The following is a 22,704-nucleotide window of genomic DNA, read 5'->3' on the forward strand; positions in this document are numbered from 1 at the left end:
GGAGGGATAAGCTGCTGAAATAGATGCTACTGTACCAAAGACTCCTCTCACTGGTAATTGGTGGCATAACGATTTAAAAGTAGTGGATAGTGTGAAAAATCTAACTGAAAATTCAATTAATCAAATGCTTTAATTCAACTCCTCGCCTCACTGGCATAACCAATCAATGAAAAAGGTCAGCCACCCTACGCAGGATGGCTGACCTTTTTCAATCCGAGTTGTGAGCTGCACTGGGAGGCGTGCAGCCGTTACAACGTCAAACTCACTGTTTCACCAACTCACTAGCTCGCTTATTGCTGGCCTTGGCCGCTGCTCTCGCCCTGCTTGGTGTCGTCGTTCTGGATACTGCGGCGGCGCTTCTGGGGCTGGGCCGACACTTTGCCGAAGCGGTAGCCGAAAGCCAACCGTACGCCCCGTTGGTAAATGTAGTTGTTGCTTTCCTGCCGGAACTGCTCGGTGTCGAGAATAGTGTTCAGGTTGCGGGTGGCACTCAGGAAGTTGTCGGCGTTGAGGGTCAGGTCGGCCTTGTCTTTGAGCAGGTTTTTGCGCAAGCCTATCGAGTAGAACGTCCAGGCTGCTTGCTTGCCCTGGAGCTGGATGCGGGGCGAGTTCAGGCCGCCGAAGCCCTGCAAGCTCAGGCCCTTCTCGAATTTGTAGCTGGTGTTCACATTCACATTGTACATCACGCCGCCGTTGGAGTAGGCCGCCGTGTTTACCGCGCCGTCGCCGAAGCTCAGGGCCGGGCTTTTCAATGATACGTAGTACACGTTCACGTTGCTGCTCAAATCCCACTTCGGCACCGGCTTCACCGAACCAAACAAGCTAATGCCGTAGGTGGCGTTGCGCCCGATATTGGCAAAAGTCTGGTTGTTGATGCCATCCTGGATGAAGCGCACGCTCTCAATGGCGTTGCCGGTGCGCCGCACGTACGCCGACATGTTCAGCACCGAGCCTTTGACGAAGGTGGTGTAGTTCAGCTCGTAGCTGTCGGTCAGTTCGCGCTCCAAATCGGGGTTGCCGTAGCTGACGTTGAGTGTGTCGGAGGTGTTGCGGAACGGGTTGAGGTAGAAAATCTGGGGCCGCTGAATCCGTTTCGAGTACGCCAGGCGCAACGTTTGGCCGGGCTTTTTGGGGTTGTTCGGCTGGAAGCTCATACTCAGGTTGGGCAGCACGTTGGTATAGTCCTGCTTCACGCCCGAGTTGTCGCTCTGCCGCGGCTCGAAGTTGCCCCGAACGCGCGTGTTTTCCACCCGCGCCCCCAGCTTAAAGCTCAGCTTCTTACTAGCCGAAAACCCGTAGGTGCCGTACGCCGATACTACATCCTGGTTGTAATCGAAGAGGTTGGAGCGGGCCGGGTTGAAGTTCAGCGGCAGCTGGTCGTACACATCATAGTCGCTGCTCACGCGGCGCAGAATGGCTTTGGCACCAGTTTCCAGCAAGGCGGTTTCCGAAAACGGGTGGGCGTAGTCGGTCTGGATGGTGGTTTCCAGGTTACGGGCCAAGTTGTTGCTCTGCTCCCGGTACTGCACCGCTCCCGATTCGTCGCGGCCGGCGTACTGGTTGAGGGCGTAATCCTGCACGTTGCGGTTGCGGGTGTGCTGGGCCAGCACGCTCCACTCACGCCGTTTCTGCTCGAACGTGCGGGTGTAGGAGCCACTCAAATCGTAGCTCTGGGTCCGGAATTTCCGGTCGGTGGCGCGCGTAAACTGGTTGGCGGCTACGGCCGGAAACAGCACGTCGTTGAACTGCTGGTAGTCGCCGGAGTTGCGGAACAAGCTGCCCTGGATGCCCAGCGTGAGGTTGTGGTATTGGGCCGGGTCGTAGTCGAGGCCCAGCCGCCCAAAGCCGCCGCCGCCCAGCGTGTTGCCGTCGCCATCCTGCTGTAGGGCCAGCGTTTCGGTGCCGTCGGGGTTCTTCAGGGAGCGGGTCAGGTCGTTGCGGTTGGGGCTATAGAATGCAAAGCCGCTCGCCGAACTGTTGATGCCCACCTTGCCCTTGCGGTAGTTGAGCGAGGCGTTGCCGTTGGAGCTGCGCGTGCCACCAGCCAGCCCCACGCTGCCGTTCACGCCTTCCAGGTTGTTCTTCTTCAGAATGATGTTGATGATGCCGCCCGTGCCTTCGGCGTCGTACTTGGCCGAGGGTGTGGTAATCACCTCCACGCTCTTAATCTGGTCGGCCGGAATCTGCTTCATGGCATCGGCCACCGAGCTGGCCACAATGCCCGAGGGCTTGTTGTTGATGAGCACCCGCACGTTGGAGGTACCGCGCAGCTCCACGTTGCCGTCGGGGTCCACGTTCACCAGCGGCACTTTGCGCAGCACATCGGCCGCCGTACCACCCGAGTTGGTGATGTCCTTCTCGGCGTTATAAACAATCCGGTCGGGCTTGGTTTCGATGACGTCCCGCTCCCCGGTTACGGTCACTTCGCCCAGCTTTTGCGCCGTGGAAGTGAGCGTGACGTTGCCCAGGTCGGTGGAGCCGTCGGTGATGGTGACGGTTTCGGTGCGGGTGCCGTAGCCCAGGAAGCTGATTTGCACCCGGTAGGAGCCGGCAGCCAGCCCTTTCAGCACGAATTTACCCCGCTCGTCGCAGGCGGTGCCATCAATAGGCGTGTCACTGGCGGCGGGCAGCAGCGCCACCGTGGCAAACTGCACCGGCTTTTTGGTGGCGGCATCCAGTACCGTGCCCGTTAGGCGGCCAGCCCCTTTGGGAGCAGCGGGCAGCGCCAGCCGCGGTGCCGCGGGAGCCGCACCGGGGGCAGCCGCTGGCCGAGTGCCGGCGGGTACGCTACCCGCTGGTGGTGCGGTTTGCGCAGTAGCCGTGGTAAGAGAGCCAGTCAGTAAGCCGGCAAGGCCTAGCGAGGTAAGTAATAATCTGCTCATCGAAAGAAAAGAAATAGAGAAGGCGGGAGAAGGAAAGGCGCTGTCAGCAGGCGAGTAATCGGCCAAGTGCCAAGCGCATTACAGACGCTGACTGGAAAAGTCAGGTGCAACTTGGTTGGGCGCTCCGTGCCGGCATTGGGTGGGGTAGCCGGGGCAGAGGCGGGGCGAACAGGGTGGAGCAGGTAAACTGTGCGCTACGGCGGTGAAAAGCCCGGTCGCACGACCGTATACCTATTAAATAGACATTACTAGATGTTTTGAAAACGACTAAGGACACGGCCGCCTCGCGCAATGTTGCAGCCTGAAGCTGGCCGGTTACTGCTTGAGTGCGGTAATCGTTACAAGCCAAGGGCGAAAACCTGTAAATTAGTTGGTGACGTTGCGCCGGTACAGCAGTAAGTAACCCACCACGAGCACACCCGCAAACCAACCCAGGCTGTACCACTCGTGCTTGGCCAGTGCGTGCGCCACTTCCAGGCTGCCTTTGCCCATCTTCATGGAAACCGCCGTGAAAAACGGGGCCGCGTACGGAATCTTGTTGGCGTGTTCCCATTGCATCAGCGCAATAACCGATACCACGGCCCCCATGCCCACGCCCACCGGCACCACAAAGGAGCGCCAATACAAGCTCACGATGTACTGCACCGCCAGCAGACCCAGCGTAGCCACGTAAGTCCGGAGCAGCATCCAGGCCACGGCTGGCAGCGGAATAGAATAGGTTTGGAATCCGAGCTTGGGCTTCAGCACGCCCAGTAGCACTCCGGCGCCCAGCACCAAGCCGGCAAAAAGCAGCAGCGCCACCGCATTCAGAACCAGGATAAGTAGCAGCTTCGAGCCAAATACAGCGCCGCGCCCGACCGGTTGGGCATACAGGTGTTTCCAGGCGGTAGCCTTGGTTTCGATGTGCACGACCAGGCTGGTCAGCAGCACCACAAAGAGCGGCAGCAACAAGGTGCCCGCCGTTTGCCAGGCCGTGCTGATAAAGCGCGGCCACGGCGTACCACCCGCTTTCAAAATAATGTAGCCTTTGAAAAAGAAGATGCAGAACGTGAGCAGGACCGGCAGCGCCCCACTAACCAGCGTGAGCCGTAAGGCGGCGGTGCGGCGCAGCTTCAGCACGTCGGCGGCCAGGGTGCGCCGGAGCTGAGTGAACGGGGCCGGAGCAGCCGGCAGCGTCAGGAAAGTGTCAGAAGTCAGCGTGGATTCCATAATTCAGGATAGAAAGGGTAAGGGGGATTATTTCACCAGCTCGGGCTTGGCCTCGGTGAGGTGCAGGAAGGTATCCTCCAGGCTGGGCTGCTCCAGGCGCAGGCCGTAGAGCGGCTGGCCCGCGGCTACCAGGGCGGCGGCTACTTCGGCGGTGTGCTGGTTGGATACCCACTGCAGCCAGAGCGTGCCGGGCGCGGTTGCCACGGCATCGGTAAGCAGGCGCGGCAGCAGGTTGCGGCAGGTGTCGGCGCTGGCGGTTTCCAGCACCAGCCGCGCCCGGCCGGTTTGCAGCTGCTGCAACTCCCGCAAGCTGCCCTGAAACACCAAACTGCCCAACTGAATCACGCCGACGTGGGTAGCCACCTTCTCGATTTCGCCGATGAGGTGGCTGCTGACCACAATGGTTTTGCCGTGCTGCTCACGCAACTCGCGCAGCAGTTCCCGCATTTCAATAATGCCGTTGGGGTCGAGGCCGTTGGTGGGTTCGTCGAGCAGCAGCAGGTCGGGGTCGGAGAGCAAAGCAATGGCCAGGCCCAGCCGCTGCCGCATGCCCAGCGAGTATTCGCGGGCTGGCCGGTGGGCGTTATCAGAGAGGCCGACCAGCGCCAGCACCTCGGCGGTGCGGCTGGCGGCTACGCCGCGCAGGCGGCGGGTGGCTTCCACGTTTTCGCGGCCCGTGAGGTGGTCGTAAAGCGAAGGGTTTTCGATGAGTGCGCCCACCCGGTTCAGCAAAGCCACCCGGTGCTGGGCTAAGTTGTGCCCGAACAAATGCACCGAACCCGCCGCCGGGCGCAACAGCCCCAGCAACAGCCGCATGGTAGTGCTTTTGCCGGCTCCGTTCGGCCCCAGGAAACCATAGATGCTGCCTGGCTCTACGAGCAAGTTCACATCGTGCAGGATGGGGCGCTTCCCGAAGCGGAAGGAGAGACTGCGGGTTTCGAGTAGAGGAGTGGTTGACATAACGATAGTGGGAGAAAGAAGACGGAAGCAAACGTAAGGGAGCCGGCTATATCGGCGGAGCGCTATTCAACCAACCTGCCCAACTGCGGTGGCAAAGCCCGGTTTTCACCGTTGAACCGCCCTGCTTATCGGTCCTAGCGGCCAGATGGCAACCGCAGGTCTGTTGGCGGCGCAAATGGGCGTGCTCGGTGGTGGAAAAGCCGGGTTGGTTGAAGTAATATCCTGCGGCAATCCACAACCTGGACTACTGTACCCACTCATAATGCGCGTTTCTGCCCCCGCTGATTGATTTCGTAGCCGCGCCCATTTTCCAGCCACAGGCCCGCAACGTAGCCCTGCCGAAACTGCTCGGCATGTGGCAAATCAATAGCCAGCACACGGCCTTGGTACAGCGGGGTAATCCGGTCAACCAAAGTGTGGCCCAGCACTAGGCGCGTTGCCTGAAACTGGCGCAGAATGCCGGTCAATTCGGGTGCCGTTATTTGTTGCTGCACCAGCCCCCGGTACCACATCGGCCCCTCTCGCCCAAACAACAGCTCCACCGTGCCGCCTTGTTGCAGGGTGGATAAGCGGTTTTCGCCTAAGTGGCGCCGGACGGTTTGGTTGATGGTTTCCAACGACAGCCCTGCCCGCGCCACGGCCGGGCTAATGCCGCCGTGCAGCAATAGGGTGGTGCCTAGCTGCTCTACCACGTTTTTGGTGCGCAGCCAGCGGCCCAGCTCGGTGTCGGGGCCGTAGAGCTGGGGTAGTGGGGTGCGTAGAGCCTGGGCCACGGCTTTGTATTTGTAGCGCACATCGTCTTGGTCGCCGCGCAGGTTCATGTCTTCGTGGTTGCCCAGGAGATAGTGCACCTGCCCGCCCGCCTGCGCTGCTTCTTGCTCCAGCTTGTAAATCAGCCACAGGCACTCTGTAACGTACAGCCCCCGGTCGAAAAAGTCGCCGACCAGCACTAAATGGCCGGTGCCAAACTGCCACTGCAAGGCCGTATCTACCACGCCCGCCCCGCGCAGCAGCGCCCGAAACGCCGGGAAATCACCTTCTATATCCGAAACGGCCAGTAGGCGCGTGGGCATGGCGTAGCGCGTAGGAGGCACAGTCAGGCGCGGTTGCAACTGGAAGGAAAACGTGTCGTGGGTGGCGGCTACGGTGCAGCGGAACCGCCGGCACAGCCGTTGCTGGGTCGGTACACTGTCGTTGCTAACTACCAACGAGGTATCCTGCTGCCGGATGTGCTGGTCTATCACGTAGCCATTGCGGTAACTCAGATAGGGGCCATCGGAAGTCAGGCGAGAGGTGTCGGCGCCGCGGTAGTTATGCTCTAGGGAGCCATAGGGTGTTTTCAGGCGCAATTCTCCGGCCCAGATGTTCCAGGCCAGGTAGGCGCCCGCCAGCAAAAGCAGACTGGTGGTAGCGAGTAAAACGCGTTTGAGGGTACGCAGAAGCATAGGCTGTAGTGCATAAAGTGGAAAGAAACGAGCAGCAAACTGTCGGCTTCCGCAAAATCCGCCTTGTGTCATTCAACCAACCCCTGAGTTGGCCCCCGCAACAGACCTTTCAGCCGGTTGAAAGCCGGTGGCGGAACCTTTGCACTATGCGCCACCCGTTAGCGGCCCGGTGCAGACCGTTGGCGGCGCACACAACCAGGTTCATTGAAAACTAGACCCCAACGGATAGCAAATGCTGTATTTTCAGGCATGGAAGTATCGTCTGTACTAGCCGTTGGGGGCACTAATAAGGAAGCAGCGGCTGATCCGGCAAGAGGTTGGAAGCACCGGCTGCAAACCGTACGGCGCCTCGACTGGTGGCCTCGCTCCGAAGAAGCCGCGGTGCCTATGTGGGTGCATGGGCTATTTTGGGGCCTGCTGCTGTTCTTTGATGGTCTGATTATCTTTTTCGATTACACTAACCCTAAAAACCAACAGCCCTTAGAGTACCTGCTGCTGCGCGCCGTCTTTACAGATGTGCTGTCGGCCATCCTGTTCTATACCAATTGGATGGTGCTGATTCCGCGCACTTTGAGCCGCGGCCGGCTATGGCCCTACGTGGCGGGGGTGTTGCTCTTGGTACTGGCCTATATCCCGTTGCGGTTTGGGGTGTCCTGGATGGTAAAAGGCGCGGCCGAAGACGTGCACGATAAGCAACGGGCCCTCAGCATGCTAGTGCCTTATGGCGTGATGGGCTTAATGGCTATTTTCCTTAGCTCGGCGCTACGCATCACCGGCGACTACCTGCGGGGGCAGCGCAACCGCCGCGAAATGGAGCGTCAGCAGCTGCTTATCGAGCTGGCCATGCTGAAAACCCAGATCAACCCACACTTTCTGTTCAACACGCTCAACAACATCTACTCCCTCACCAGCCGCAAATCCGACAAGGCTCCGGAAGCCGTGCTGCGCCTCTCGGAAATTATGCGCTACCTGCTCTACGAAAGCAGCACCGACACCGTGCCGCTCAGCCGCGAGCTAGCCCACCTGCGCAGCTTCCTGGACTTGCAGCGCCTCCGGTTGTCGGCCACGGCCCAGGAGGCCATTCAGCTAACCGTAACGGGCGCGCCCGCCGACTGTGCCTACCCCATTGCGCCGCTGCTGCTGCTGCCACTAGTGGAAAACGCCTTCAAGCACGGCGACTTGGCCGCCCGCCCCGTGGCCGTGCACATCACGCTGGATTTAGCGGCCGATGGCCAGCTACGGTTTTCGGTGCTCAACCACGTTGCTGCCGCCGATGCCGAGCGGGAACTGCCTAATCAGCCCGGTGGCGTCGGCCTCGTGAACTTGCGCCGCCGCCTGGCGCTGCTCTACCCCGGCCGCCATACCCTGGAAGTGCAAACTCCCCCCGGCCAGCACTTGGTTACGCTGATTTTAGGGTAGGAGGGTGAGGGGGTAGGAGTTAATGTGCTTGAAAGTCTATTACCTCCATGCCTTCATATCCTCCTACCTTCATGACCCTCCTACCCTTAAAATATATCTATGACGTGCGTTATTCTCGACGATGAGCCGCTGGCCCTGGATTTATTGGCCGACTATTGCGCGCAGGTGCCCGGTTTGAAGCTGCTGGGCCAGTTTGATGAGGCGCTGGTGGGCTTGGCTTTCCTGCAAGACAACCCCGTGGATGTAGTATTCCTCGATATTCACATGCCGCGCCTCACGGGCTTGCAGCTGGCGCAGCTACTACCGCAGCCCGGCCCGCGCATCATCTTCACCACCGCCTACGACCAGTACGCCGTGCGCAGCTACGAGCTAAACGCCACTGATTACCTGCTGAAGCCGGTAGCTTTCGAGCGGTTCGTGCAGGCCGTGCAGAAGGTCCGGCAACAGCTGGCGCCGGCTGCTACTCCTGCTGTTCCTGCTGCGCCCCCGGTTGCGGAGGTGTACCCAACCACACCCGACGCCATGTTCGTGAAGAACGAGCACCGCTTGCAGCGCGTCGCCTTCGACGACATTCTCTACATCGAGGGCATGAAAGAGTACCTCATGATTTACACCACTACCGGTAAGGTGCTCACGTTGCAGTCGTTCCGCAGGGTGGAAGAGGTGCTGCCGCCCGAGCGGTTTGCGCGCATCCACAAATCCTTTCTGGTATCTATGAGCCGCATCGAGCACGTGGAGCGGGGCAAAGTGCAGGTGGCCGGCCGCCTGCTGCCCATCGGCGACACCTACCGCGAGTCGTTTGCCGCCCTCATTCGGACTTGGCAGCAGCTCTAACAGTGCCAAAGCCTTGTGCTGCTGTGCTACCGGCGCCAGCAAACGAGTAGGGTAAAATAACACCAGCCACTCCTTTTGCAAGAAGTGGCTGGGTACAGGTTGCAATGGTGTGCGGGAACAGTGCTATTATTTGTAATCCAAGTGCTAAATTAAATGAAATTATTTAACTGCTAGCTTCTTGGCAATTTCGGAGGTATGGCGGCCCTGGTAACGGGCACCTTCCAATTCGTTGGCACTTGGCTGCCGCTCACCCTGGCCACCGGCCACGGTGCTGGCACCGTAGGGCGTGCCACCCGTTACTTCCTCGTGGCCCATCTGGCCCTGCCAAGCGTAGGGCAACCCTACAATCACGAAGCCGTGGTGCAGCAACTCGGTATGGAACGCGCGGAGCGTGGTTTCCTGGCCGCCGTGCTGGGTGGCGGTGCTCACGAAGGCGCTGCCTACTTTGCCTACCAAGGCGCCTTTGGCCCATAGTCCGCCGGTGCTGTCCATGAAAGCCTGCATCTGGCCGCACAGGTTGCCGTAGCGCGTAGGCGTGCCAAACACAATGTTGTCGTACTCCACCAGCTCGTCGGGGTTAGCCACCGGAATGTGCTCGAAGGCCTTCTGCGCACCGGTTGCGCCGGTTTTGTCGAGTACCTCCTGGGGCAGCGTTTCGGGCACGCGCTTAATCACCACTTCGTTGCCTTCCACTTCGCGGGCGCCTTCGGCAATGGCTTCTGCCAGCTTGTACACGTGGCCGTAGGTGGAGTAAAAAAGGATTAGGGTCTTCATGAAAGGGAGGGTTAGATGAGAGAAAGGAAATCAACTGCCTGTTGGAAACGCAGCCAAGCTAATCATATTGAGCGGTTATACGATGCAAACATATGTAGGTACATTTTATGGCAAATATATTTCGTAAAATAAATATTCTCTAGGCTGAAAAGCTTGTACCAACCACCCGCAATAAAAAAGTGGCGCCGTGCCACTACCGCATGCAACCGTAGCCGGCAGGTGCGGGCTCTAGTAGTTGTAGCCGGCTTTATAGGAGGCCGGCGCTGGTATTTTGTTTAGTTAGCTTGCGGCCTATGCAACTTATATACGTTCAACGCGCAGCACCCCAACCGGATATTCGGTTTGAGGGCGCACACGGTACCGGCTTCGGAAGCCGGGTGGCGCAATGAGTGCGCTTTCGTCTTTGGCACTGCGGCCCTCCAACGGGTTGCGGGGGCTGCTAGCCGGTGCGTCTGCATCGTCGTCATCGTCGACTGAGGCTTTCACTTCGCCTGTTCCTACCGTGCGCCAACTCACGCCGCCTTCCCAGCTAAGCGAGGCCGAACTAATTGATGGTTGCTTAGCCGGCAGCCGGCTGATGCAGAAGTATTTATACGAGCGGTTCTCGGGCCGGATGATGGCTGTGTGCCTGCGCTACGCCCAAACCACCTTCGAGGCCGAAGACGTGTTGCAGGAAGGCTTTATCACCGTGTTCCGTAACTTAGGCAGCTTCCGCCGCGAATGTCCGCTGGAGTTTTGGATCCGTCGTATTATGGTAAACGCCGCCTTGCGCCAGCACCGCCGCAATGCGCCGCTGGTAGCCGTAAGCGAGGGCGAATACCCGGAAGAGCTTGCCGGCGAGGAATTTACGCTGGCGAATTACGGTTTCGAGGATCTGCTGGCTATTGTGCAAGAGCTGGCCCCGCGCTACCGGATGGTGTTCAACCTGTTCGCCATCGAAGGCTACGGCCACAAAGAAATTGGGGAGATGCTGGGCATCTCCGAAGGCACCAGTAAATCACAGTACTCCCGGGCACGGGCAATTTTGAAGTCGAAAATCGAGCGTCTCGACGCACAATCCAAGCATGGCCACTTCCGCACCTAATCCTACTCCCGACCCACGGCCTACCGGCGACCTGGAGCATCTGTTTCGGCAGAAGTTTGCAGAAGCCGAAGTGACGCCGCGTGCCGGTCTCTGGGAGCAACTCGACCACGAGCTGCTTGTTGAGCAAAACAATACCTACCGGCGCAAGCTGGCCTGGCACCGCTGGGTGGCCGCGGCCTGCCTGTTGCTGTTCTTCAGCGCAAGCGGCTGGGCCATCCTGCACAAATGGCAGGATACCACCTCTGGCCTGGCCGGCCGCAGTGCCAGCACTACGGATGTCCGCACCGGTATAGCAGCCAACGGCCAATCCGGTGCCACCACAGCAGCTCCCAACGCCGATGCTCTTTCTGGCGCCGAAAGCCGCCTATCTGCTGGCAGCACTTCGGCAGACACCAACAGCGGACTGCTGGCCTCAGAGGGGGAATACGCCGCTACTGATGCCGCCCGCTCAGCCGCAACCACCACATACGGAGCCTATGCCGCCCAGGTAGCTGCTGCCAGCCAAGCTACGGCAGGCGCCAGCCGCCGCAACCAGTCGCGTGTGGTGCGCGCTTATCAAAACGAGGATGGAGCCGCCGAATCGGTATTCGCCGCCAGCCGCTACTCGAACTCGTCTGCCAGCCTGGCGGCTCAATTGGGCATTGGCTATGCCACCGAAAGCAATGCGGGCCTGCTGGGCTGGAACGGGCTGGCACCGCGCTTTGCCAACCTGCGTGGCGGCTGGCTGGGTGCCCGCCCCGATACGCTCAAGGCCTCGTTGCTGGCCGTGCCGCAGCCGGGTGCCCTGGCCGCCGTTAAAGATGAAACCCAACCGCCCGCCAAGCAGTGGCGCCGGTTGCGCCTAGGCGCTAGCTACGCCGCCGCGGCTTACAACCCCAACATCAATTTCTCGCACAGCGACGGCCGCGTGCAGGCTGATGCCGTAACCAACGCCCTGCGCAACTACTACCAGGACGACGCCGAAACCGAATACCGCCGCAACCTGAAGGCCAGCCTCAGCCAGCGCGTAGCCGTTACGGCCGCGTACGCCCTCAACAAGCACTGGACGCTGGTTTCCGGCGTGGAAGCCGCCGAGCAGCACGCTACTTCCGCCACCAGCTACGGCTTTATTGATGGCCGCCAAGTGAGCCGCCAGGTTGCCGATTTGTTTGTCAACCGTGGTAATAGCAACGGCTTCAGTCCGTTGCTGGCGGCAGTAGCCCCAGCACCTGCCCGCAAAACCTCGTACCGCTACCGGACTATGGCCGTGCCAGTGGAAATTCGCTATGGCTCCGCTAAGCCGGGTACTTCGCTCTACGCCAAAGTGGGGGCAGCCGTCGGGTTGCTGCTCGGCACTCGCTCGGAGTTGGAAGGCTCTCCCGAGGCTACCCGGCTGTACTCCCTCACCTCTTCCGATTCGCCGTATCGGCAGGTGCAAACCTCGGTGCGGGGTGGCGCCGGGGTGCGCTATCAGCCTGCGGCGGCTAGCTGGAGCTTGGCGTTGGGTACTACCACCGAAGTCGGCCTGACCACGCTCAATGCCAATCCCAGTCAGCGCGCCCTCAACCAGGCCCGCCCGTACAGCATTGGCATCGAGGCTAGCGTGGATTTTGGTAGCGCGAAACCCGCTGCCTCCATGCCATAATGAATGACAGTTTCTTGCCTTTTTCTAGTGTATGCTTCGAATTTTTACCTGCTTGATCGTTGGGCTCTCCTCACTGTTCGTTACGGCGTGTAGCTCCGTAGCCGACGATGACGTAAGCCCCGCCTGCATCAGCAATTTTACGGATACGCTCATTGCCCAACTCCTGGCTCAGCCCAAGCAGAACCCAGTTGCCGAAATCACGCAGTACACCTACCAAGGCCAAACGGTGTACCTCGTAACAGGGGGCAGCACAGCCGGCGCGGCGGGCACCACGCTCAACTACCTGTTCGATACCTGCGGCAACATACTCTGTGCGGCCACGGGTGGCCCCAACGGCCAGGGCGACGGCCGCTGCCCTGGCTTTCAGACCAACGCCACCAACCCGGTTTTGGTCTGGCGTGACCCACGCTAAAGAGCAGCTATAGTAGTTGCTAGTATCCGCCCTGATTTGTACGAACTATGAAAACGCTACTTTTTCTTTTGACCTGCTGGGTGATGCTCGGGTTGGTGCAGTGCAAGGAAGACGCCGACGTAGGTCCGGAGCGGTGTTCGGGCCTCATCCAGGCGAAAATCGAGGAACTGCAACGCAAGCCCAAGCAGAACCCCGCCGCCCGCATCTACGAGTACCAGTACGAAGGCCGCACCGTGTACACCATTTCCGCCGACTGCTGTGACCAGTTCAATTCGGTGTACGACGAATGCCTGAACCCCATTTGTGCGCCCAGCGGTGGTATCACGGGCCGCGGCGACGGCAAGTGCCCCGACTTCGCAGCCAAAGCCGCCAATGAGCGGCTCATCTGGCTCGACCCTCGGTAATACTTTATTGAAAACAGAATACACCTGTTTACCTTAATTCCTTTTTGATGATGAAAACGCTACTTTCTCTCGCAGCACTCTGGATGATAGTAGGGGTAGCTTCTTGCCAGAAGGCAGACGTTGAGCCAGAGCCAGAGCCGCAGATTTGTTGGCAGGACTGTTCCGACGGTACCTACGTGGCCGGGGACGTATTGGTGGGTATGCGCGAAGCCAGCACCTTGCCGCAGACGTTTCAACTGTTCAATAGCAACAGCCTCATCGTCAAATCGGTGATGGGGCCGCTGTATATTTCCAGCCTGCCCGCCGACAGCATTGATTATGTGGTGCGGGAGCTGAACCGCAAGCCCTACATCAACTCCGGGGCCTGGAAAGCCGTGAAAGATGGCAATGTGTACCTGCACTACCAGACGCACGCCCTCACCGTTATTCCGCGCCTGCTGGACATGACCGTGGCCAACCAGCAGGACTGGGCCGCCACCGTGCAACGCCTGCAATTGCAGGAGCAGCCCACCATGGTAAAGTCGTGCCACCTGAACGTGCCGCTGTGCAGCGAGAAGTATTGGGTGAGCCAGCTGCAACCGAATCCGCTGGTGAAGTGGGTGGAGCTGAACAAGATTGTCCGCATCCAGCCCGGTGGCTAAAGTAGTGTCATTCCGACACAGGAGGAATCTGAGTGAAGTCGCCTGCTGATTTCACTCAGATTCCTCCTATATCAGAATAACAGTTTCGCTGCCAGTGTCGTGTCGTTTCAAAAACCTCTCTTGCCGGAGAGGTTTTTTTGTTTGCCAGGAAACCTCCACTTTGCTAATGCAGTTATCAAAGGCTGACCTTTTTGTTTACCCGGTCAGGCAGCTACTCTACCGCACATGAACTATCAGCTTACCTCGGAATTTAAACCTACCGGCGACCAGCCCACCGCCATTAAGCAGCTGGTGGAAGGCGTGAACAATGGTGAGCCAGCCCAGGTGCTACTCGGGGCTACGGGTACCGGCAAAACCTTCACCATGGCCAACGTTATTGCCGAAACCGGCAAGCCGGCCTTGGTGCTCTGCCACAACAAAACCCTGGCCGCACAGCTCTACGGCGAGTTCAAGCAGTTCTTCCCCAACAACGCCGTCGAGTACTACATCAGCTACTACGACTACTACCAGCCCGAGGCCTACATTGCCAGCACCGACGTGTTCATCGAGAAAGACTTGGCCATCAACCAGGAAATCGAGAAGCTGCGGCTGCATACTACCTCCACGCTGCTCAGCGGCCGCCGCGACGTAATTGTTATTGCCTCGGTGTCGTGCATTTACGGTATCGGCAACCCCGAGGAGTTCAGCAAAAACGTGATTTACCTGGCCCCCGGCCTGCGGTATTCGCGCAATAATCTGCTCTACCAGTTCGTGCAGATTCTGTACTCGCGCACCGAAATGGAGTTCACCCGCGGCTCATTCCGGGTGAAGGGCGACACCGTGGACATCTTCCCGGCCTATGCCGACTATGCGTATCGTATTTTCTTCTTCGGCGACGAAATCGAGGCCATTCATAAGATTGACCCGGTGAGCGGCAAAAAGCTGGCCGACGAAAAATCGGTGACGCTGTATCCGGCTCAGCTGTTCGTGACCGGCAAGGACACCCTCAACCAGGCCATCAAGGAAATCCAGTTCGACATGGTGCAGCAGCACGCCTACTTCGAGAAGGAGGGGCGCGACGCCGAAGCCAAGCGCATCATGGAGCGCACCGAGTTCGACCTGGAAATGATTCGGGAGTTGGGCTACTGCTCGGGCATCGAGAACTACTCGCGCTATTTCGACGGCCGCAACCCCGGCACCCGCCCGTTCTGCCTGCTCGATTACTTCCCCGAAGACTACCTGCTGGTAGTGGACGAAAGCCACGCCACTATGCCCCAAATCCGGGCCATGTGGGGCGGCGACCGAAGCCGCAAAACGGCCCTGATTGAGTACGGCTTCCGGCTGCCCTCGGCCCTGGATAACCGCCCGCTCACGTTCAACGAGTTCGAAAGCATGTACCACCAAGCCGTGTTCGTATCGGCAACGCCCGCCGACTATGAGCTAACCCAAGCCAACGGCGTGGTAGTAGAGCAGATTATCCGGCCCACCGGCTTGCTGGACCCGGAAATTGACATTCGGCCTAGTGTGAATCAGATTGACGACTTGCTGGACGAAGTGGACAACCGCGTGAAGCAAGGCGACCGGGTACTGGTAACCACGCTTACCAAGCGTATGGCCGAAGAGCTTCAGAAGTACATGGAGCGCCTGGGCATCAAATCCAGCTACGTGCACTCCGACGTGAAAACCCTGGACCGGGTGGAGATTCTGCGGCAGCTGCGCCTCGGCGAAATCGATGTGCTGATTGGCGTGAACCTGCTGCGTGAGGGCCTGGATTTGCCGGAAGTGAGTTTGGTGGCCATTCTGGATGCCGACAAGGAAGGGTTCCTGCGCGACCAGCGCAGCTTGATTCAGACGATGGGCCGCGCCGCCCGTAACGACCGGGGCAAGGTGATTATGTACGCCGACCGGATGACGGGCTCCATGCAACGCGCCATCGACGAAACCAACCGCCGCCGCGCCACCCAGCTGGCCTACAACCAGGAGCACGGCATCACGCCGCGCACCGTGCGCAAGTCGCGCGAGGCCATTATGGAGCAAACCTCCCTGTCCGACTACCGCATTGCCGAGCCACAAGCCTACGTCGGCCCCGACACGGATATGGCCTTGGCCATTGCCGCCGAGCCGGTGGTAGCCATGATGAGCAAAGTGGATTTGGAAAAGCTCATCAAGCAAACCGAAAAGCAGATGGAAGCCGCCGCCAAGGACCTCGACTTCCTCACCGCTGCCAAGCTCCGTGACGAGCTGGCCGCTCTCAAGCAAGTGCTCAAAACCAAACGCGACTAAATGCGTCAGCTCAGCATGACGGCTGCTTTGGTTTACTATACACCCGGACCAAAATGCTCCTGAAAAAGCTGCTGGTATATATGCTGCCTGTTGTTCTGTTCAGCTGTTCGGCTAAGCCGAACAACAGTCCAGCTATTTTAGTAGCCGCTTTTGATTCAGGGCCTGGTGCGGCAGTGCTAACATTCCGGCAGGATAAAAGCTGCGAATGGCTTTCTGGCATAGCCTCTAATCCTCAGGAAGGAACATATCAGACTAAGGACAGCTTGGTTGAAATCGAAGGTATCAGCTTGGGTGGCGCTTTGAAATCGAAGCACTTCCTTATCACGAATAGAAATCCTAGTAATAAGGATTCACGCGACCTAATTCTGCTGCAAGTTGATAAACAACGGAATAGTGTGGATAAGCGCTTTATTTTTAGGGTGACTGTCGATAAAAGGTAATTTATGATGTGCACAAGTGGCTTTTCAAAAAGTTGGGCGAAAGCACTGATTCATATTCATAAGTACAAATCTACCATGCGGCGCCAGGCGGCTGGGTTGTGTGCTTCCTTTTCCCAGACGTACAGCTGATGCGTGATGTCCTTACTGCCCAGCTGCTCGCTCAGGAATAGGTTGTCTTGCAGAAAAGCATCTTCCATGCCAATGGCCAGCGTGATTTCCAGGCGCCGCAGCTGGGTGAGGTAAAAGTCGTCGGCGAGGTTAGGGATGAAGCGGTTGGGCGTGTTCAGGTACACGTTTTCGTCGATGTAGCCCTGAAATAAATCCTGGAAAGTGGCCATGCCCTGGGTGAGGTCGTAGCGGCCGCTCATGCCCACTACTTTGCCAAACAAATTGGGGTGCCGGAACGAGAGGTTGATGGCATGGTAGGCGCCCATGCTACAACCCGCCGCAATCAGAAACGGGTTGGGATTGGTGGCTGCACTCAGCGGCAATACCTCCTCCAGAATGTAGTGCTGGTACTGCAAGTGGCGGCAGATTCGCTCGGCCGGGAGCTTGTCGAAGGCATACAGGCTTTCGGCATCGACACTATCCACGCAGTACACTTGCAGCAGTCCGGCTTCAATTTTGGGTTGCAGGGCCTGCATCACGCCCCAGTTCTCGTAGTCGTAGAACCGGGCTTTGCGGGTGGGGAAGAACAGGACGCGGGCTCCGGTTTCCCCGAAAACCAGCAGCTCCATCCGTCTATTCAGGGCGGCACTATCCCAGGCGTAGTATTCGCGGCGCATCAGCAAATCTTTCAGTTGGCACTAAAAAAACAGGCGGCACTGTGCTACTGGTGGGGGTAGGAATGAGGGCGAAGAATGTGCTTCAGGTGGATGCTGATTTCCTGTTGCCATAAGGCATAGCCTTGGGCTGACAGGTGCAGGCCATCGGGCTCGAACAGTGCGGGCTGCGGGTTGCCTCGCTCATCGAGCATCGGGTAATACAGGTCGAGGAAGGAGAGGGGCGGGCCTTGGTGGGTTACCAGCCGGTTGATGCAGTCGTTGGCGTACTCGATGCTGCCGCGCAGGTGCAGCCGCGCTACGCTTAGCTTGATGGAAATGAAGCACACCGGAATGTTGCCCAGGCTGCTGCGGATAGCGGCTACCAGGTTTTCGTAGAAAAGCACCACCTCTTCGGGCGTGCGGCCGTCGCCCAGGTCGTTGTCGCCGGCATAGAGCACCACCATAGCGGGCCGATGCCGGGGCACTACCCGCTTGAAAAACCACGCGCAAGCCGCCAAAGTAGAGCCCCCGAAGCCCAGGTTGATGGCCTGAATTTGGGGGAAGCTGCGTTCTAGTTCTCGCCAAAGCGTGAAGCTGGAACTGCCATAAAACACCACCTTGGGTAGGGTGGTATCAGTCACTTCCCGAGCTTCCAGCTGCCTAATTTCCTCCTGATACCACTGCATTGCTTGCCAATAGAAAGCGCCGGGCGCGTGAGCGAATAGGATTCAGCCTCAAGGTAGTTGCCAGCGGCTTAGAATTCCCGCCACAACGGGCACGGCAAGCAAAGGTCGGTGGAAAGAGCGGCCCGGCGTTTACGGTAATGTTAGGAATTGCCGGGCTTTTGGCTAGGTCACGACGGCTGATAGTCGAGGGCCAGAATCCGGTCTTTGTACTCGGTAGGCAGCAGCCCTATTTTGGCCCACTTGTTCACGGCCAGGTGCTGGGTGCGGCGGTAGAACGGGAGTAGCAGTGGCAGCCAGGTGCGGTGCCCCAGCTTCAGCAGCTTCCGAACGGGGGCCGGTACCACCAAGCGCTGCGCCTGGAGCAGCAAGCTGTAGCGCAAGGCCCCCAAGTGCCGCCGATACTGGCGGTACAGGTCGGTGGTGTAGTGGCTATGGATTAGGTTTTGGTCGAGGTGCTGCTGGCGCACTACCAGCCAAGCGGCGTGCGAGGCAGGCAAATCGGGCACGCCCATTCGCTGACCTACCTGGCAAAACACCTGAAACACTTCCTCTTTCTCGGGGAGACTAAGCGGCCGCTCCAAGGCTTCAAACGCCCGGATGGAGTAGTCAATCAACAGAAACAGCACGTCGCGGTAGGCCCAGGCCGGAATGGCCATGCCGCGCTTGGCTTCCACGGCCCCATGAATGGCGGCAATGGTATCAATGGCCCGCTCGGCGGCAACGCGCTCAGCAAACACAATCTGGCGGGCGTAATCCACGGTGGAGAAAAGCCGCGCCAAGGGGTCGGCGGGGAGCTTGCCAGTGAAGTACAGCCAGTCAACGGCCTTGTTCAACGCAAACTCGGCGGCGGCGCCGGCAAAGATGAACAGTACCGTATCGGCCTTGCCCCAGATTTCCCGTACCACCGACCTTTGGGCCACAAAATATTCCATAGAGCTTGAAAACACTAGAACGAATACAAAAGTGCTAAAAGTACTTTGAATTACAAAGTATAAAATGTGTTGTTCTGTGCTTTCGTGCTGGTAGGGCGCCACTCCCCCGGCCCCTCTTCAAATAAGGCGAGGAAGTACCAGGCGGCAAAAAAGGAGCCCTAGGAGCTTAGAAGCTGTTTAAGTTAGCCGAAAAGGTCGCCACGGCGGTGTAGAGACGCATACTTGCGTCTCATCGTTGAACGACATGAGGTGTAGAGACGCATACGACAAGACGCAAGTATGCATCTCTACACGTTCCTACTTAACTTAAACAGCTTCTTAGCGAAATATCTCCCGCTTCGTTGAATTGATTACTTGCCCAGTGGAGATGCTTCGGCCAGCTCAGCCTGACGTTCCTTTTGCTTACTGTGTGCACTCCCTAGGATGATGAATTGATAAAGCACTTTACACGCTTCAGCACTTGACCTGAAACAAAAAGAGGCAGCCGATTGGCTGCCTCTTTTTGTGGTAATAGCTCTGTGGCGGTTGCTACTGCAAAGTGCCTCAGGGCTTCAAGCCAGCTTTAGTGGTTGATGAGCAGGCGCTTGGTTACCACTTTGCCATTGGTGATGAGCTGGCAGGTATACACGCCATTCGCCCACGAGCCAGCGTCCAGCGAAACTTGGTAGAGGCGGCTGGCCTCTACGGTGCCGTTGTAGAGCGTAGCTACCAGTACCCCCAGCTGGTTGTACACTTTCACCTGCGCCGTGCCGGCCTGGGTAGGCTGGAACGATACAGTGGTTTGCTCGGATACCGGGTTCGGGTAAGCATTCAGCTGCGGCTCCCCGAAGGCGCCTTTCGTCTTGCTGCTGGCGGTGCTGGCATTGGTGCAGGTACCATCGGCCAGCACGTTTACCGTCACGGTTTGGGTGGTTACGTTGCCCGATCCATCTACGCAGCGCAGGGTTACGGCATTGGCGCCCACGTTGGCGCACGTGAAGGTGCGGGGGCTAATCGTCATCGAAACAATACCGCAGTTGTCGGTGCTGCCGTAGTCGATGTCGGCGGCTTCGATGGTACGCGTGCCGTTGGCCAGCGTCACGGCAAAGCCCGCAGCCCGCACGGTGGGCGCCGTATTATCCACTATCAGTACCGTTACGGTTTCAGTGGCTACGTTGCCGGTGCTGTCGGTTACGGTGATGGTTACGTTGTTGGGCCCGATGTTGGCGCAAGTGAATTTGCTGGGGCTGATGCTCATGGAGGCAATGCCGCTGCCTACGTCGTAGCTACCATAATCCACGTCGGCGGCCTCAATAGTGCGGGTGCCGTCAGCTTCCAGTGCCGTTAGGAAACCGGCGGCCAGGATGGTAGGCGGCGCGGTGTCTAGTTTCATGCCGTCGCCGAGGTAGAAGCCGGTGTGAGGCGGCTGGTTGTACGACACGTTCTGCCAGGCAATGCTCATGCGGTAGTGCGAGTCGTGCATAAGCGTGTTCATGCGGTACTGCGTAGGAATGGTGGTCGTGAAGATCATCAGCTCTTCGTTGTTGGTATTGCGCCAGATAACTTCTTCGCGCCAGTCGCCAAACAGGTCGGCGCTGAGGTTAGGCGTGGCTTTGGTGCCGTTGTTGGATGCGCCATTCAGGCCTGCTACGCTCAGCATGGTGTTGAGGCGGCTGTTCTGCCAGTCCCACTTGCTGATGGTAACGTTATCCAACGATTCGCGCAGCAGGTCGCCATCCCACCACACCGCAAAATTGATGTGGCTGGGTCGGGCAGTGGAAATCTGGGTGCCATTGGCAGCGTACAAGCCACCGCGGCTGCTCCACGATTCCGAGCCCAACGTGCGCGGGTCGAGGTCCATGGTCATGCCGCGCCCAACGTCGCCTTGGTTGGGACCGGGCGCACCCCAGATCAGGGTGCCGGTGCGCGCGTCGCGGAAGTCGTTGGGAGCCGAGCCGTACTGGCTTTGGGTTTCGTGTACCGAGAAAACCTCCAGGCCGGGGCGGGCCGGGTCGAAGTCGGATACGTGCATGGCGTCGCCGTGGCCACGGCCCGTCGAGTACATGCCTTTGCCGTCGTCGTCGATGGCGCAGGAGCCGTACACAATTTCGTCTTTGCCATCATCGTCCACGTCGGCCACGCTCAGGTTGTGGTTGCCTTGGCCGCGGAAAGCCCGGTAAGCGGGCGTATTGGGGTCGTCGCTATCGAAAATCCAGCGCTGGGTGAGTTGCCCGTTCTTGAAGTCCCAGGCCACCAGCACCGTGCGGGTGTAGTAGCCGCGGCACATCACCAAGCTGGGGTGCACACCATCCAGATATGCCACCGCCGCCAAGAACCGGTCCACGCGGTTGCCGTAGTTGTCGCCCCAGATGGCGTTAAGCTGAGCCGGGGTCGGATTGTCGCCAATGGCGGGGTCGGGGTGGCGCTGCGGCAGGTAACGCACGCTCGGGTAAGCAGCACCGGTCATACCGTTGAACACCGTCAGGTACTCGGGGCCACGCAGGATGTAGCCGCCCGTGTTGCGGTGGTCGGCGTTGGCATCACCCAGCACCTGGCCGGTCCCATCCACCGTGGCATCGGCCGTTTTGCAGGCTACCTCGGCCTTACCGTCCCCGTCGAGGTCGAACACCATGAACTGCGTGTAGTGCGCGCCAGCCCGGATGTTGCGGCCCAAATCAATGCGCCACAGGCGGGTGCCGTCCAGCTTGTACGCATCCAGGTACACGTTGCCAGTGTAGCCCGACAGGGAGTTGTCTTGCTGGTTGGATGGGTCCCACTTTACAATGATTTCGTACTGACCGTCGCCATCTAAGTCGCCCACCGAACAGTCGCCGGGGCTGTAGGTGTACGCGCCGCCAACCGGGGTAACGCCGGCCGCGGGCCGCTGCAAAGGCAGGCGCATGTACTGCTGCGGCCATACCGTGGCTGCTTCCGGCGCGGCCCCTCCATTGGATACCGGTACGCCATTCTGCACGGGCGTTACATAGTAGCTGGTGCCGGGCGTAGCATCGGGGCTTTCATCCACGAAGTTGGTGCTGGCCGTAAGGGGCGTGGGGTTGAGCTTGGTAGCCGTGCCGCCCGCCGATTTGCGGTACAGGTCGAAACCCACGTTGGGGGCATCAGTAGCCAGCAGCCGCCAGCTCACGAACACCTTGCCGTTGCCCTGGTCCACGGCTACCACGCCACGGCCCAGCGTTTCCATTTGGCGTACCGATGGGGTAGTGTTTTGGGCCAGCGTGGCAGCCGGAGCGCCCAACGAGGCCGCCAGCAGGCCTGCCGCCGCCAGCTTGCTGGCCCCAGATCCGAAGCGGCGTCGGAGGTAGGCCTGGCAGCCCGACAAGGATTGGTAAAAAGTTTTCTTCATAACGGTGGGGTTATTGCCAGTGAAGGCGGTGGAAAAAGGCCCGCAGGCCCAGGAATTCTTGGCAGTGGAAACAGGAATAGAAGAAGTGAACCAAGCGTGCTACACGACTGGCCTTGCGCCGTAAAGTCACCGGGGTTGGTGCCAGCTTAAGCTGAGCGAGCAGTTTGCCTTGCATGGCGTCCAAATCGACCAGCAAGCCGGTAGGATCGGCTTCCTGCGCCAACAATTGCGCGTACTGCTGCATCCAGCTTATGGCTAAGCCAGCATGGGTCAGCTGAGTTAGCCAGGCGCGTACGGCATAAGCTTCGGTTGGCGAAGACTGCCTCCGTACGTAGCGCAGATAAGCCTCGAAAGTCACAAGGTTGGCCATGAGGAGCGAAGGCATGAACCCCTTCTATTCTAAACGACACTTGACGTTGCCATTACCCTTAGTGCAGGTCGAAACTTTTTCTTGTTAAGAAGTAGGTCTTTTCGATATTGTATTGATTGTTAGTTGGTTGTATGATAAGATATAAGTGATGCTACTTGATTCAGGGCACCTTAAGCATCAGGCCTGCACGCTAAAAACCAGTGCGAACATTAACTGATA

19 protein-coding genes are annotated in these 22,704 nt (G+C 58.9%); 9 read left to right on the top strand and 10 right to left on the bottom strand.

Annotated elements, in window-relative coordinates; translation table 11 throughout:
- Window positions 1-290: 290 nt before the first annotated feature.
- The 4 genes from J0X19_RS03940 to J0X19_RS03955 form a co-directional block, all read right to left on the bottom strand.
- Window positions 291-2,882: an outer membrane beta-barrel family protein gene (locus J0X19_RS03940; RefSeq protein WP_206981453.1), complete on the bottom strand. Its 2,592-nt coding sequence runs from the start codon at window positions 2,880-2,882 to the stop codon at window positions 291-293.
- 366 nt (window positions 2,883-3,248) lie between these two features.
- A complete protein-coding gene (locus tag J0X19_RS03945; protein WP_206981455.1) occupies window positions 3,249-4,091 on the bottom strand; it encodes an ABC transporter permease in 843 nt (280 codons plus the stop codon).
- Window positions 4,092-4,118: 27 nt separating this feature from the next.
- On the bottom strand, window positions 4,119-5,051 hold the full coding sequence (locus J0X19_RS03950; RefSeq protein WP_206981464.1) for an ABC transporter ATP-binding protein: 933 nt from the start codon (window positions 5,049-5,051) through the stop codon (window positions 4,119-4,121).
- Between the two features lie 257 nt (window positions 5,052-5,308).
- A complete protein-coding gene (locus J0X19_RS03955) occupies window positions 5,309-6,496 on the bottom strand; it encodes a metallophosphoesterase (RefSeq protein WP_206981465.1) in 1,188 nt (395 codons plus the stop codon).
- A 249-nt stretch (window positions 6,497-6,745) separates the two neighbouring features.
- On the opposite strand from J0X19_RS03955, the gene J0X19_RS03960 reads away from it, so the two are divergent.
- Both J0X19_RS03960 and J0X19_RS03965 read left to right on the top strand, forming a co-directional pair.
- Complete coding sequence (locus tag J0X19_RS03960) at window positions 6,746-7,915, top strand: sensor histidine kinase (protein ID WP_206981467.1); 1,170 nt, start codon at window positions 6,746-6,748, stop codon at window positions 7,913-7,915.
- A 99-nt stretch (window positions 7,916-8,014) separates the two neighbouring features.
- The gene (locus J0X19_RS03965) at window positions 8,015-8,749 is read left to right on the top strand and encodes a LytR/AlgR family response regulator transcription factor (RefSeq protein WP_206981469.1); all 735 of its coding nucleotides are present in this window, start codon (window positions 8,015-8,017) and stop codon (window positions 8,747-8,749) included.
- A gap of 159 nt (window positions 8,750-8,908) precedes the next feature.
- On the opposite strand, the gene wrbA is transcribed toward J0X19_RS03965, so the two are convergent.
- Window positions 8,909-9,523, bottom strand: coding sequence for an NAD(P)H:quinone oxidoreductase (wrbA, locus tag J0X19_RS03970; RefSeq protein WP_206981471.1), 615 nt, complete (start codon window positions 9,521-9,523; stop codon window positions 8,909-8,911).
- Window positions 9,524-9,908: 385 nt separating this feature from the next.
- Here wrbA and J0X19_RS03975 point away from each other — a divergent pair, with 385 nt between their 5' ends.
- The 7 genes from J0X19_RS03975 (at window position 9,909) to J0X19_RS04005 (ending at window position 16,390) form a co-directional block, all read left to right on the top strand.
- Complete coding sequence (locus tag J0X19_RS03975) at window positions 9,909-10,607, top strand: RNA polymerase sigma factor (RefSeq protein WP_206981473.1); 699 nt, start codon at window positions 9,909-9,911, stop codon at window positions 10,605-10,607.
- A complete protein-coding gene (locus J0X19_RS03980; protein ID WP_206981482.1) occupies window positions 10,588-12,231 on the top strand; it encodes a hypothetical protein in 1,644 nt (547 codons plus the stop codon). The genes J0X19_RS03975 and J0X19_RS03980 overlap by 20 nt, the downstream gene beginning before the upstream one ends.
- 31 nt (window positions 12,232-12,262) lie before the next feature.
- Entirely contained in the window at window positions 12,263-12,643 is a 381-nt protein-coding gene (locus J0X19_RS03985) for a DUF6970 domain-containing protein (protein WP_206981484.1), read from the top strand.
- Window positions 12,644-12,690: 47 nt separating this feature from the next.
- Window positions 12,691-13,047, top strand: coding sequence for a DUF6970 domain-containing protein (locus J0X19_RS03990; RefSeq protein WP_242581960.1), 357 nt, complete (start codon window positions 12,691-12,693; stop codon window positions 13,045-13,047).
- 47 nt (window positions 13,048-13,094) lie between these two features.
- Window positions 13,095-13,688 (top strand): hypothetical protein, encoded by a 594-nt coding sequence (locus J0X19_RS03995; protein WP_206981486.1) that lies wholly within the window; start codon window positions 13,095-13,097, stop codon window positions 13,686-13,688.
- A 225-nt stretch (window positions 13,689-13,913) separates the two neighbouring features.
- Window positions 13,914-15,950 (top strand): excinuclease ABC subunit UvrB, encoded by a 2,037-nt coding sequence (uvrB, locus tag J0X19_RS04000; RefSeq protein WP_206981488.1) that lies wholly within the window; start codon window positions 13,914-13,916, stop codon window positions 15,948-15,950.
- 53 nt (window positions 15,951-16,003) lie between these two features.
- Window positions 16,004-16,390, top strand: a complete 387-nt coding sequence (locus tag J0X19_RS04005; protein ID WP_206981489.1) for a hypothetical protein — start codon at window positions 16,004-16,006, stop codon at window positions 16,388-16,390.
- A gap of 56 nt (window positions 16,391-16,446) precedes the next feature.
- Here J0X19_RS04005 and J0X19_RS04010 read toward each other — a convergent pair whose 3' ends face one another.
- From J0X19_RS04010 to J0X19_RS04030, 5 genes are all read right to left on the bottom strand, one after another.
- Window positions 16,447-17,175: an esterase family protein gene (locus J0X19_RS04010; protein ID WP_206981491.1), complete on the bottom strand. Its 729-nt coding sequence runs from the start codon at window positions 17,173-17,175 to the stop codon at window positions 16,447-16,449.
- 44 nt (window positions 17,176-17,219) lie between these two features.
- The gene (locus tag J0X19_RS04015) at window positions 17,220-17,795 is read right to left on the bottom strand and encodes a GDSL-type esterase/lipase family protein (RefSeq protein ID WP_317194747.1); all 576 of its coding nucleotides are present in this window, start codon (window positions 17,793-17,795) and stop codon (window positions 17,220-17,222) included.
- Between the two features lie 212 nt (window positions 17,796-18,007).
- Window positions 18,008-18,772, bottom strand: a complete 765-nt coding sequence (locus J0X19_RS04020) for an oxygenase MpaB family protein (protein ID WP_206981495.1) — start codon at window positions 18,770-18,772, stop codon at window positions 18,008-18,010.
- Window positions 18,773-19,334: 562 nt separating this feature from the next.
- Window positions 19,335-22,115, bottom strand: a complete 2,781-nt coding sequence (locus J0X19_RS04025; protein WP_206981504.1) for a rhamnogalacturonan lyase family protein — start codon at window positions 22,113-22,115, stop codon at window positions 19,335-19,337.
- Between the two features lie 10 nt (window positions 22,116-22,125).
- On the bottom strand, window positions 22,126-22,485 hold the full coding sequence (locus J0X19_RS04030; RefSeq protein ID WP_206981506.1) for a hypothetical protein: 360 nt from the start codon (window positions 22,483-22,485) through the stop codon (window positions 22,126-22,128).
- Between the last annotated feature and the right edge of the window lie 219 nt (window positions 22,486-22,704).

The sequence above is a fragment of the Hymenobacter telluris genome (assembly GCF_017313265.1).
GTDB lineage: Bacteria > Bacteroidota > Bacteroidia > Cytophagales > Hymenobacteraceae > Hymenobacter > Hymenobacter telluris.